Annotated in this window: 12 protein-coding genes; 4 read left to right on the top strand and 8 right to left on the bottom strand. The window is 68.8% G+C overall.

What is annotated here, in order from left to right; translation table 11 throughout:
- The first annotated feature begins 262 nt into the window (after positions 1-262).
- The 3 genes from thrC to moaD are packed head-to-tail and all read left to right on the top strand — an operon-like array spanning position 263 to position 3,312.
- A complete protein-coding gene (gene thrC, locus V7778_RS03535) occupies positions 263-1,738 on the top strand; it encodes a threonine synthase (protein WP_335551962.1) in 1,476 nt (491 codons plus the stop codon).
- A 13-nt stretch (positions 1,739-1,751) separates the two neighbouring features.
- Complete coding sequence (locus V7778_RS03540) at positions 1,752-3,047, top strand: molybdopterin molybdotransferase MoeA (RefSeq protein ID WP_335551963.1); 1,296 nt, start codon at positions 1,752-1,754, stop codon at positions 3,045-3,047.
- A 7-nt stretch (positions 3,048-3,054) separates the two neighbouring features.
- Complete coding sequence (moaD, locus tag V7778_RS03545; RefSeq protein ID WP_335551964.1) at positions 3,055-3,312, top strand: molybdopterin converting factor subunit 1; 258 nt, start codon at positions 3,055-3,057, stop codon at positions 3,310-3,312.
- Positions 3,313-3,422: 110 nt separating this feature from the next.
- Here moaD and dctP read toward each other — a convergent pair whose 3' ends face one another.
- The 5 genes from dctP to V7778_RS03570 form a co-directional block, all read right to left on the bottom strand.
- Positions 3,423-4,439, bottom strand: a complete 1,017-nt coding sequence (gene dctP / locus V7778_RS03550) for a TRAP transporter substrate-binding protein DctP (protein WP_335551965.1) — start codon at positions 4,437-4,439, stop codon at positions 3,423-3,425.
- A 233-nt stretch (positions 4,440-4,672) separates the two neighbouring features.
- Complete coding sequence (locus V7778_RS03555; protein ID WP_335551966.1) at positions 4,673-4,912, bottom strand: hypothetical protein; 240 nt, start codon at positions 4,910-4,912, stop codon at positions 4,673-4,675.
- Positions 4,913-4,922: 10 nt separating this feature from the next.
- Positions 4,923-5,858, bottom strand: coding sequence for an alpha/beta fold hydrolase (locus V7778_RS03560; protein WP_335551967.1), 936 nt, complete (start codon positions 5,856-5,858; stop codon positions 4,923-4,925).
- Positions 5,855-6,058, bottom strand: coding sequence for a helix-turn-helix transcriptional regulator (locus tag V7778_RS03565; protein WP_211518038.1), 204 nt, complete (start codon positions 6,056-6,058; stop codon positions 5,855-5,857). Before V7778_RS03565 ends, V7778_RS03560 begins: the two co-directional genes overlap by 4 nt.
- A complete protein-coding gene (locus V7778_RS03570; RefSeq protein WP_335551968.1) occupies positions 6,055-6,453 on the bottom strand; it encodes a hypothetical protein in 399 nt (132 codons plus the stop codon). The genes V7778_RS03565 and V7778_RS03570 overlap by 4 nt, the downstream gene beginning before the upstream one ends.
- A gap of 147 nt (positions 6,454-6,600) precedes the next feature.
- Here V7778_RS03570 and V7778_RS03575 point away from each other — a divergent pair, with 147 nt between their 5' ends.
- Positions 6,601-7,851, top strand: a complete 1,251-nt coding sequence (locus V7778_RS03575; protein WP_335552105.1) for a TIGR03862 family flavoprotein — start codon at positions 6,601-6,603, stop codon at positions 7,849-7,851.
- Here the strand turns inward: V7778_RS03575 and V7778_RS03580 are convergent, their stop codons facing one another.
- The 3 genes from V7778_RS03580 to V7778_RS03590 form a co-directional block, all read right to left on the bottom strand.
- The gene (locus tag V7778_RS03580) at positions 7,852-10,800 is read right to left on the bottom strand and encodes a PAS domain S-box protein (RefSeq protein WP_335551969.1); all 2,949 of its coding nucleotides are present in this window, start codon (positions 10,798-10,800) and stop codon (positions 7,852-7,854) included. It lies immediately after the preceding gene.
- 14 nt (positions 10,801-10,814) lie between these two features.
- On the bottom strand, positions 10,815-11,468 hold the full coding sequence (locus V7778_RS03585) for an MEDS domain-containing protein (protein WP_335551970.1): 654 nt from the start codon (positions 11,466-11,468) through the stop codon (positions 10,815-10,817).
- 231 nt (positions 11,469-11,699) lie between these two features.
- Positions 11,700-12,506, bottom strand: a complete 807-nt coding sequence (locus tag V7778_RS03590; protein ID WP_335551971.1) for a head GIN domain-containing protein — start codon at positions 12,504-12,506, stop codon at positions 11,700-11,702.
- Positions 12,507-12,510: the final 4 nt, after the last annotated feature.

The following is a 12,510-nucleotide window of genomic DNA, read 5'->3' on the forward strand; positions in this document are numbered from 1 at the left end:
ACGTTTGTTGTGGCTACTCACGCAAACTTGGGTCCCCGCCTTCGCGGGGATGACGATTTTCAGCTAGGTGAAATTATCCCGGACAGCAGTGCGCGAAGGCGGGGACCCAAGTCCGCAGTGCACCAATAACGCCTGCTCAAGCCCCCTCTAAACACAGAATTTTATTCACCCGCCCCGACTTTTTTGCAGCACAGCATACATTTCCGCCGCCTCACACTATAATAAAGTTCCAACGTGAGCCCCCAACCGGATTTTCTACTGTATGCATTATGTGTCCACCCGCGCGACGAGCGCGTCCGCAGCACGCAATCCCCAGCTGTTTTCCGACATCCTGCTTGGCGGCCTGGCACCTGACGGCGGCCTCTACCTCCCGAGCGAGTACCCGCAGGTCAGCGGCGCCGAACTCGATGCCTGGCGCAAGCTGGGCTATGCCGAGCTGGCCTATGAGATCCTGCGCAAGTTTGCGACCGACATCCCGGACGCCGACCTGAAGGCCCTGACCGCGCGTACGTATACCGCCGACGTCTATCGCAACGCCCGCGCCGGCGAATCCGCCGCCGAGATCACGCCGCTGCGGGTGCTCGAAGAGGGCGAGCGCGGCACCCTGGTGCTGCAGGCGCTGTCGAACGGCCCGACCCTGGCCTTCAAGGACATGGCGATGCAGCTGCTCGGCAACCTGTTCGAGTATGCGCTGGCCAAGAACAACGATGAACTGAACATCTTCGGCGCCACCTCGGGCGACACCGGCAGCGCCGCGGAGTACGCGATGCGCGGCAAGCGCGGCGTGCGTGTGTTCATGCTCTCGCCGCACAAGAAGATGAGCGCCTTCCAGACCGCGCAGATGTTCAGCCTGCAGGACCCGAACATCTACAACATCGCTGTCGAAGGCGTGTTCGACGACTGCCAGGACCTGGTGAAGGCCGTCTCGAACGACCTGTCCTTCAAGGCCCGCCACAAGATCGGCACCGTCAACTCGATCAACTGGGCGCGCGTCGTGGCCCAGGTGGTCTACTATTTCCGCGGCTATCTCGCGGCCACCACCAGCAACGAGCAGAAGGTGTCCTTCACCGTCCCCTCGGGGAACTTCGGCAACATCTGCGCCGGCCACATCGCCCGCATGATGGGCCTGCCGATCGACAAGCTGGTCGCCGCCACCAACGAGAACGACGTGCTGGACGAGTTCTTCCGCACAGGCAGGTACCGCGTGCGCAAGTCGTCCGAGACCTTCCACACCAGCAGCCCGTCGATGGACATCTCGAAGGCATCGAACTTCGAACGCTTCGTCTACGAACTGGTGGGCCGCGACGCCCAGCGCACCCATGACTTGTTCCGCAAGGTCGAGACCCACGGCGGCTTCGACCTGTCCGGCGCGCCGGGCAGCGACGGCGACGAGTTCCAGCACGTGGGCAAGTTCGGCTTCCAGTCCGGCCGGTCGACCCACGCCGACCGCCTGGCCACCATCCGCGACGCGGCCCAGGCCTATGGCATCGTGATCGACACCCACACCGCCGACGGCGTCAAGGTGGCGCGCGAGCACATGCAGCCGGGCGTGCCGATGATCGTGCTCGAGACCGCGCTGGCCGCCAAGTTCAACGAGACCATCGTCGAGGCCCTTGGCAAGGACGCCGATCGCCCGAGCGGCTTCGAGAACATCGAGGCGCTGCCGCAGCGCTTCGTCGTGATGCCGGCCGAGGTGGACCGCATGAAGGCCTACATCGCCGAGCACACGGGATTGTAATGAGGGGACTCTGATGAACGCACCGGGACAGAAGCCGCCGCTGCTCTCGCGCCGCGAGGCGCTCGACTTCCTGCTGGACGCCGCGCGTCCGGTGGAGGGCGTCGAGACCGTGGCGACCCTGGAGGCCAACGGCCGCGTGCTGGCCGAGGACGTGGCCTCGACGCTCGACGTGCCTTCAGCCGACAACACCCAGATGGATGGCTATGCCGTGCGGGCCGCCGACTGCGCGACCGGCAGCGCCACCTTGCGCGTGAGCCAGCGCATCCCGGCGGGGAAGGTCGGCGAAGCGCTCGAACGCGGCACCGCGGCCCGCATCTTCACCGGCGCCCTGATTCCGCCCGGCGCCGATGCGGTGGTAATGCAGGAGCAGTGCGAGGCGGTCGGCGACAGCGTCACCGTGCGCCACGCGCCGCGCGAAGGCGAATGGATCCGCCGCACCGGCGAGGACATCGTCGCCGGCTCCACCATCCTGGCGGCCGGCACGCGCCTGCGCGGGCAGGAACTGGGCCTGGCCGCTTCGGTGGGACTGGCAGCGCTGCCGGTGCGCCGCCGCCTGCGGGTGGCGGTGTTCTTTACCGGCGACGAACTGGCCATGCCCGGCGAGGCGCTGGCGCCGGGCGCCATCTACAATTCGAACCGCTTCACCTTGCGCGGCCTGCTCGAGAATTTCGGCTGCGAGATACGCGACTTCGGCATCGTGCCCGATTCGCTCGAGGCCACGCGCGCCACCTTGCGCGAAGCGGCGGGCGAGCATGACCTGATCATCACGTCGGGCGGGGTGTCGGTGGGCGAGGAAGACCACATCAAGCCCGCGGTCGAGGCGGAAGGCCGGCTGGCCATGTGGCAGATCGCGATTAAGCCGGGCAAGCCCCTGGCCTTCGGGGAAGTCGGCGCCCGCGAAAGCAGCGCCACTGGCACTCGCGAAAGCAGCGCCACTGGCGCCCGCGAAAGCAGCGCCACTGGCGCTGCTTTCTTCCTTGGCCTGCCCGGCAATCCGGTGTCGAGCTTCGTCACCTTCCTGCTGTTCGTGCGGCCTTTCCTGCTGCGATTGCAGGGTGTGACGGGACCGGTGGAGCCCTGCGGCTACATGATGCGCGCCGACTTCAGCTGGACCAAGGCCGACCGCCGCAACGAGTTCCTGCGCGTGCGCATCAATTCATCGGGCGGACTGGACCTGTTCCCGAACCAGGGCTCGGGCGTGCTGACCTCGACCGTGTGGGGCGACGGGCTGGTCGACAACCCGCCGGGCCACCCGATCTCGGCGGGCGACCTGGTGCGTTTCATTCCCTTCGCGGAACTACAGCATTAGGAGCGGCATGAAGATCAATCTGCGGTATTTCGCCTCGGTGCGCGAGGCGGTGGGCATGGGGCAGGAATCGGTCGAGTTGCCCGCGGGTGCCGATACGGTCGGCGCTGTGCGCGGCCTGCTGGTCGCGCGCGGCGGCGCATGGGCCGAAGCGCTGGCGCCGGAGCGGCCGGTGCGCATGGCCTATAACCAGGTGATGTGCGGGCTGGAGACGAAAGTCGAGGAGGGCGCCGAAGTAGCCTTCTTCCCGCCGGTGACAGGCGGGTAGGGTTGGCGGCTTCGCCGCCGACGCGTCCAGCGGACGATGCGTCCGTCGAAGGGTGCGGTCCTACCTGCGATACTTGAACGCGTCGGCGGGAAACCCGCCGACCCTCGCTTTTACAGCACAGCGATCGACTGCTCCGCCAGCGCCATCAGTTTGGCGCAGTTCTCGCTGCGCTCCGAAAATTCCTTCCACGCCGTGGTGCGCGCCACGGCCTGCCACTTGCGCAGCGACTCCGTGTTCATGTCGATCACCCTGGCGCCGGCGCGGCGATACACCGCCGCCACCGCCGCGTCGTCGGCGCGCGCGGCGCGCAGCGCGAACTTTTCCATGTCCGCGCCCACCGCCATGATGGCGGCCTGCTGCTGCTTCGGCAGGCGGTCGAACACCGTGCGCGACATCATCAGCGGCTCGAACATGAACCAGTAGGAGCCGCCGCGCGCCGTGGTCAGCGACATGGCCGATTCGTGCAGGCGGAAGGAGATCAGCGACGTCGACGAGGTCAGCGCCGCATCCAGGGCGCCGCTGCGCAGCGCGGCCTGGATCTCGTTCGAGGGCAGCTCGACCACGGTCGCACCCGCGTCGCGCAGCAGCTGGTCCATCTCGCGCGAGCCGCCGCGCACCTTGAGGCCGCGTGCGTCCTCGGGTTCGACGATCGGCGCGCCCCGCGAGGCGACGCCGCCGGCCTGCCAGATCCAGCTCACGATCACCAGGCCCTGTTCGGCCAGGATGCGCGACAGCTCGCGCCCCACCGGGGCGTCCTTCCACGCGTAACCCTGCTCATAGGACGTGACCAGGGCCGGCATCAGGCCGATGTTGGCCTCCGGCGCCTCGGCGCCGGCATAGGACAGCGGCACCAGGGCCATGTCCAGCGAGCCGCCCTTGAGTGCGCCGAACTGGGCATTGGCGCCCATCAGGCTGGATTCGGGATAGATCGAGAATTTCAAACCGCCACGGGTGCGCTTCTCGACCTCGGCCGCGAACATGCGGCACAGCCGGTCACGGAAGTCGCCTTGGGCGATGCTGCCGCCCGGGAATTGATGGGAGATCTTGAGATTGCCCGGCTGCGCCCATGCGGACTGCATCCAGAGCGGACTGGTCGCGATTGCGCCCAGCATTGCCCTACGGGTCATTGCTGACCTGTTCATTACCGACATACACATCCTCCAAGATGTTTTAACGGACTGCCGCATATCGTGGCCCCTCGTCGAGCGGGGGCGCATCGTATGCATTGGCGGGTACAAGAATATTCCTGCTGTCTATATTGTCAAGCAGAATCTTGCACGTATTGCAAAGACATATGCCAGGGCGGCAATATTGCGCACCCCGGCGGTCCGTGGTTTGACGCGGAGGAAGTGTGCGCCGTTCAGCGCCGCGGCTTGTTGGCCGGCTTGCCGTCCTCGCACAGGGCGCAGTCGGCGCCGCGCTGCGCCTGGCGGTAGCGCGAGGCGACGAAGATCGCCGCCGCCGCGCACGACCAGCCCAGGGTGGCCGGCCAGGTGTCGGCCAGGCTGTCGCCGCGCAGCCAGTCGACCAGCGCAAGCAGGAGAAACATGGTGCTGGAAGCCAGGAGGTACTGGCCGGCCCAATAGGAGAACGGTCGCATGGTGGATCCTTTATGAACGGCGGTTGAGGAAACGGCGAAGGGCATCGGCCAGCGCGTCGGGCTGGTCGATCATCAGGAAATGGCGGGCGGGCGCGACCGGCAGCAGTTCGGCGGACGGCAGGCCAGGCAGCAGGCCGCGGTAGTGCTCCACCTTGGCCGCGGCGCTGAGCTGGTCCTGGCTGGCGTCCGGTTCGAAATACGGCACCAGCACCAGCACCGGCGCGCTGATCCTGGCCAGGCTCGGCCGCAGGTCCAGGGCCAGCAGGTCGGCCATGTAGGCGCCGACGGCGGCGCGGTCGCTGCGTAGCAGGAGCGGGGTCAGGTCGTCGGCCTTGCCCATGTCGAGGACGCCCTGGCCGCGCATGTACTGCCGCTGCTGCTCGGCATAGGCGCCGGGCGGCGCGGCCGCCATGCGGGCTTGCATGCCGGCGGCCATCTGCGGCCGCTGGGCCGGGTCCAGGCCCTCGGTGCCGGGGAAAACCGGCAGGCCGTCGAGCGAGACCACGCCGCCGGCCCGGGCGCCCAGGTCGGCCGCCAGGGCGAAGGCCAGCGCGCCGCCCATGCTGTGGCCGATGAGCACCGGCTTCTCGAGGCGCCGGCTCTCGACCAGTTCGCGCAGCGCATCCCGTGCGCCCTCGAAGGGCGCGCCGGCGGGAGCGGGACGGCCGTCGAAGCCGGGCAGGGTGACCACGTAGAGAGTGTACTCGCCGGCGAAGCGGCGGATGATGTCCTGCCATACCCAGGGGCCGCTGGCCAGGCCGGGAATCAGCACCAGCGGGCGGCCGCCCTTGCCGTGGCGCTCCACCAGCATGCCCTTGATCTCGAAGCGCTCGGCCGGCGCGATGGCCACGGCGAAGCGGTTGACGGCAGGCGCGGCGCCCTGGGCCGAAGCGCCCAAGGGAAGTGCCGCGGTCAGGGCCATGGCGAACAGGATCGAAGCTTTCATGCGGTCTCCGGGTCGGGTGAAAAAATGGCCTCGACGGGGAGGCCGAACAGGCGGGCGATGGCGAAGGCCAGCGGCAGGCTGGGATCGTAGCGCCCGGTCTCGATCGCGTTCACGCTCTGGCGCGAGACGTCGAGCTGCTGCGCCAGATCGGCCTGGCTCCAGCCCCGCTCGGCGCGCAGTTCGCGGATGCGGTTCCTCATTGGTCCTCAGCGCGGTTGAGCAGGCGGCGCAGCGCGCACACCAGCACCGTGGCGCCGCACAGCACGCACCATACGGCAAACATCGACAGGCGCGGGAAGCCGGCCGTCTCGAGGAAGCCATAGGTGAAGCTGAGGCCCGCCGTGATCGCCGCGGCGAGGGCGACCGACTCCAGCAGGAAGCGGCGGATGTATTCGTCGACCCGGGCGAAGTGGCGGGCGATGGCCCACAGGGCGAGGCCGAAACCGAGCATCGGCGAGAGCAGCACCAGCGTGCGCACCAGGCCTTCGTCCATCGGGCGGCCATAGCGGATCGCGGCCACCAGCAGCACCATATACAACAGGAGCGATGCCCCCAGCTCCTTCAGGTAAGCCTTCGCGACACGCTGCTCATGCATGATGACACCCCGGGGTTGGTCAAGTAGTCTGGTCAAGTATGCTTGACATACTAGGTCGGCAAATCGGCTATGTCAAGCAAACTTTACACATGGCCGCAGCCCCGCAAACTCGACTACAATGCGGCTCCCGTGTTTTCCTGTCCCGCCATGCGCCAGCCGTCTTCGTCATCCCTTCGCGTCGCCGTCATCGGCGGCGGCCCCGCCGGCCTGATGGCGGCCGAGGTATTGGCCGGAGGCGGCGTCCAGGTCGACGTCTACGACGCGATGCCCTCGGTGGGGCGCAAGTTCCTCCTGGCCGGCAAGGGCGGGATGAACATCACCCATTCCGAGCCCTATGCCGACTTCGTGGCCCGTTATCGCGGCCGCAGCGAGCAGGTCGGGCGCTGGCTGGAAGCCTTCACGCCGGACCTGGTGCGGGCGTGGATCCACGGCCTCGGGGTCGACACCTTCGTCGGCAGCTCCGGCCGCGTGTTCCCGGCCGACATGAAGGCCGCGCCCCTGCTGCGCGCCTGGCTGCACCGCCTGCGCGAGGCGGGCGTGCGCTTCCACATGCGCCACCGCTGGATGGGCTGGGAGGACGGGCGCCTGCGCATGGCGACGCTTGAGGGCGAGCGGCTGGTGGAGGCCGACGCCGTGGTCCTGGCGCTCGGCGGAGCGAGCTGGGCGCGTCTTGGTTCGGACGGCGCCTGGGCGCCGCTGCTGGCCGCGCGCGGTGTGGACGTGGCGCCGCTGGTTCCCGCCAACTGTGGTTTCGATACCGGCTGGAGCGAGCATTTCGGCAGCCGCCATGCGGGTGCTCCTTTGACCACGGTGGCCCTGGCCTGCCGCGGCGAGAATGGCGAACTGCTGCGCCGCAAGGGCCAGTTCGTGGTGACGCAGACCGGCATCGAGGGCAGCCTGGTATACGCGCTGTCGGCGCCGCTGCGCGACCAGATCGCGCGCGACGGCGACACGACGGTCTGGATCGACCTGGCGCCGGACCACAGTGCGGAGCGGGTGCTGGCCGCGGTGACGCATCCGCGCGGCGCGCGCTCGATGTCGAGCCACCTGCAGAGCCGCCTGGGCCTCAAGGGCGTCAAGGCGGGCCTGTTGCGCGAATGCCTGTCGGCCGAAGCCTACGGCGACCCGGTGCGCCTCGCCGAAGCGGTCAAGGCGCTGCCGCTCAAGCTGTTGCGCCCGCGTCCGATCGACGAGGCGATCAGCAGCGCCGGCGGAGTGCGTTTCCAAGCCCTCGAGGGAAACACCTCCATGCTGCGCGCCCTGCCGGGCATTTTCGTGGCGGGCGAGATGGTGGACTGGGAAGCGCCGACCGGCGGCTACCTGCTGAGCGCCTGCTTCGCCGGCGGCCGGGCGGCGGGGCGCGACGCGCTGGCCTGGCTCGGGGCCAGGCACGGCTGATCAGCTTCCCGGCGCGCAGCCGCCGGCGGCGCCGATCTGGAGCAGCAAGGCCTGGACGCGGCCGATGTCGACTGGCTTGGTCATGTGGTAGTCGAAGCCCGCTTCCAGCGCCAGCTGGCGGTCTTCCTCGGCGCCCCAGCCGGTCAGCGCCACCAGCACTACGCGCGCCAGCGGCGGTTCGGCGCGCAGCTGCCGGGCCACGTCGTAGCCGCTCATGCCGGGCAGGCCGATATCCAGGAAGATCACGTCAGGGCGGAAGTTGCGTACGGAGTGCAGGGCGTCGAGGCCGTTATGCACCGTCACCACCGCGTGCCCGGAGAGCTTGAGCACCATGGCCAGCATGTCGGCGGCGTCGACGTTGTCGTCCACCACCAGGATGCGGCAAGGGGCGGGACGGCAGCTGCTGTCGTCCGGCGCCTGGGTCGGACCGGCGCCCGCCGTCGTGGTCGCGAGCGGCAGGCGGACCAGGAAACGGCTGCCCTGTCCCGGCCCATCGCTCTCCGCTTTCACCTGGCCGCCCTGCATCTCGACCAGTCGCTGCACCAGCGCCAGTCCGATCCCGAGACCGCCCTGCGAACGGTCGAGAGTCTTTCCCACCTGGGTGAACAGCTCGAAGACCTTGGGCAGGGCGTCCGCGGCCAGGCCCACGCCATTGTCGCTCACCCGGATTTCGGCCGCGCCGCCGTCCGCGGCAACCGAGAGCTCGATGCGGCCGCCGTCCGGCGTGTACTTGGCGGCGTTGTTCAGCAGGTTGCTGACCACCTGGGCCATGCGCGTCGCGTCGACGTTCAGGAACAGGCTTTCCTTGGGCGTGTACACGGACAGGGCATGCCGCTTTTCCTCGATCAAGGGGCGGCTCAGCTCCAGCGCCGCGTTCAGGATCGTGCGGACCTCGATGCGTTCGAGACTGAGCCTCACCTTGCCGCTGGTGATGCGCGACACGTCGAGCAGGTCGTCGATGAGGCGCACCATATGCTCCACCTGGCGCTCCATGATCTCGCGCGGCTTGACCGTCGCGCCCAGGGTCGGGACCAGGCGCAGCAAGGTCAGGCCGGTGCGGATCGGCGCCAGCGGATTGCGCAGTTCGTGGGCGAGGGTTGCCAGGAACTCGTCCTTGCGCCGGTCCTGGTCGCGCAGCTGTTCGTACAGGCGCGCGTTCTCGATCCCGGCCGCCGCGATGGCCGCCAGCTGCAGCAGGATGGCTTCGTCCTCGTCGCTGAACTCGCCGTCGAACTTGTCCGCCAGCCAGACGAAACCGAGATTGCGTCCGCCATGGCCGGTCAGCGGCACCGCCACGCCGTTGTGCGTCGGCAGGCCGTTCCAGCCGGGAAGGCCCTCGAGCTCGGCGCGGGTCAGGCGCAGCGGACTGTGCTCGGGCATGACGCCGGCGAAGAGCCGGGTGCAGTCGGCGGCGGCCGGGTCCTCGCTGCGTGCTTCAGGAAGTGCTACGGGCGCGTCCGCGTTCGCGTCCGCCTGGATGCCGGACGCCGGGCCGGCGCCGCGCAGCCAGGTATGGGCCGCGCGGGCGCCGACGATGGCGCGCGCTTCCTCCGCGAGGATCCGGCCGATGCTCTGGGCCGACAGCACCATGTTGAGCGACTTGCTCGCTTCCGCTACCCGGGCCAGGATCGCGGCGCGCTGCTGCTCGCGGTCCAGCATGCGGGCCATGCCTTGTTCCGCCTGCTTGCGCTCGGTGACGTCGCGCGTGGTGCCGGCGATCGCCTCGACCTCGCCGTCAGGCCCGAGCACGGGCACGAGGATGTAATCGTAGATCCGGCGCCCGGCGGTGCCGTTGAAGGGCACCTCGCCGCGCACCGGCTGCCTGGTGGCCTTGACCTGCTCGATCTCGCGGTCGTGCATGGCGGCATGCCAGGGTTCGTAGCCGAGTTCCAGGCAGTTCTTGCCGATCGCCTCGTCCCAGCTGCAGCCCCACATCGCCAGCAGGGCGGGGTTGGCGTAGGTAAAGCGGTGCCCGAGGTCGAAGACGTAGGCCAGGTCGGGGGTGTTCGCGAGGAAGGTCTCGTGCAGGCGCTGGCGGCGCTCCGACTCGGCCGTCAGCTGGGCCAGTTCTTCCTCCGCCAGCTTGCGCTTGGTGATGTCGAGCACATTGCCGGCATAGCCCAGGAATTCCCCCGACCCTGACAGCCGTGGGCGTCCGGTGTCGATCACCCAGCGGTAGCCGCCGTCGGCGTGGCGCAGCCGGTGCTCGAGCGCGAATTCGTCCTTGCCCAGGTTGGCCCGGAGGAAGGCGTCGCGCGCCGCCGCACGGTCATCCGGATGGATGGCGTCGATCCAGCCGAAACCCAGTCCTTCGCTCTCGCTCTGGCCGGTGAAGTCGTACCACCCGCGCGAGAGGAAGGAACAGGCGCCGTCCGGCTCGGTGACCCAGAGCATGGCCGGCGCTGCGTTGGCAAATTCCAGGAACCGGCTCTCGCTCCTGGCCAGGGCCCGCTCGGTGCGCTGGCGCTGGACCGTCATCGCCGCCTGGTTGGCGCCGACGCCAAGCACCAGTCGGTCGTGTTCGCTAGGGAAATTGGCGCGCCGCGAGCCCGCCACCACGATCCCGTGGTCGTCGCCGATGCCGAAGCGGGTCAGGGTCAGGCGCAGCATGCCGCCATCGAACGGGGCGGCCAGCGTCGCCTCCTGGACGTCCTCGTCCTCGGCCAGAAAGGCCTGCAGGCGTTCGCGGACGATCGGCAGGAGGGAAGCGCCGGCGAGCTTGTCCCTGCCGGCGGCGGCTTCGATCGGCGCCACGCCCTCGCTGCCCGCCAGCCGGATGTAGACGAGGTCCAGGTGCAGGGTTGCGAGCAGTACATTGGCCAGGCTCCCGGCCACGGCCCCGGAATCCTGGCTCCCCCAGGCGGCGGGAAGGGCCGAGATCGCGATCAGGTCGCGCGTGATCTGGCGCAGCCGGCCGATCTCGGAAACCTGCGGTTCCACCGTATCCATGCGGAAGGCGTCCCTCAGCGCGCCGCCGGGGCCAGGTCGCCCCCGGCCTTGCGCGCTGCGATTTCCTCGAGCATCTCGGCGGGCGGCACGAAGAACGGATTCTCCTGCAGGATGCCGCCCACGATCACCATCGGGTGGGTGCGCAGGATGTCGATCACCACGCTGGCGTCGAAGCGGGACAGGTCGTAGACGCACACGACGGGATCGTGGTCTTTGGGAAGAGCCTGGTTGAGGCGGGTTTCGTACTCGACGATGTCATGGGTTCCCGGCAGGTCCTCGAGGGCCCACTCCATGTTCGCGATATTGCGCGAGATCTTGCCCTCCGGGGCCACGCCGGGGGCAAGCGCGGCTAGCAGGGTGTCGATCATGCGGAACTGGTCGAAGCGGCCATCCTGCAGGTAGGTGTCGTTCCAGTCGAGCACCTCGAACCGCCCCTGCGCTTCGGCGGCGCAGGGATCGATGCCTTCTCGCTCCAGCCGTTCGACCAGTCCCGCCCGGCCGCCGGGCGGCACGATGTGAAAGGCGCGGTCGCCGTTCTGGAAACCTTCTTTGATGAAGGGCATCAGCACCCGGTATTCCTCCTCCTTCGAATGGAAGAAGGCGCAGACGTGGTGAGAATGCTTGAGGGTCGATCCGGCGAGCCGGACAGGCGAGGGTGATTCGCACATGGGGTGTTTCCTTCGATGACGGTACCGCGAACGGTGGCCGCGTCATTCTACGCCAGACCGGGCCGCACGCGTATATCCGGCACGCCCTGCCGGCCGGCGCCGGCGGTCCACCCGGACAGGAACCAGCGGCCAGGCCACACCCGGCCCGGCAGCATGCCCGGGACGGATGCGGTGGATGATCGTGGCGTGGCGAACCGCGTCCGGGCGGCGTGAGGCGCTTCGCCTGGAGGATTACTCTTCGAAGGACACCGTGCCGCTGCCGGTGCGGCTGATGCTGCGCTCGTCGGGATTGCCCAGCACCTCGATATCGCCGCTGCCGCTGACCGAGGCCATGACGGAGGCGCGCGCCTGCACGGTGCTGCTGCCGGAGCCGGCTTGCGAGACGGTCACGCGCTGGGCGCGCAGGTCGCGGGCGTCGAACTGGCCGGAACCGCTGGCGCGGGCGTCGAGCTCGCGCGCCGTGCCCACCACCGTCATGCGGCCCGATCCCATCAGTTCGGCCTCCACGCGGTCGATCGAGGCGCCCGCGTTGACGTCCAGGTCGCCGCTGCCGTTCAGGCGCGACGCCACCTTGCGGAAGCGGCCGTTGAACTTGACGCTGCCCGAGCCGTCCAGCTTGACCTCGATGCGCTCGCCCGAGAAGCCGTTGATGCTGCTGTCGCCGCTGCCGTCGATGGTGGCCGCCGTCAAGGCCGGCAGCACCAGTTCGACCTGGAGCGGCTCGCGGTGGCGCAGCACGATGCCACGGATACCGATGTTCAGCACCGCGCCCTCGGCCGTGATTTCGATATTGCTCAGCAGGCGCTGCTCGCCGCGCACCTTCATCGAGGGCGTGGCGCCGTAGCGCAGGCTGAGGTCGATCGGGCCATTCAGCTCGATGGCGTTGACGTTGGGCGGCACCTCGCGGGTTTCGCTCACGACCTGGCGGCCCTCGCTGGCGGCGCTGACGCCGTTCGCGCGCAGCATGCTGTAGCTCAGGGCGATCAGTACACAGGCCAGCAGCAGCAGGCTGAAGCCGATTTTCAGTAGTCCTCGCATGGCG

Source organism: Massilia sp. DD77 (genome assembly GCF_036961685.1).
Taxonomy (GTDB): domain Bacteria; phylum Pseudomonadota; class Gammaproteobacteria; order Burkholderiales; family Burkholderiaceae_D; genus Telluria.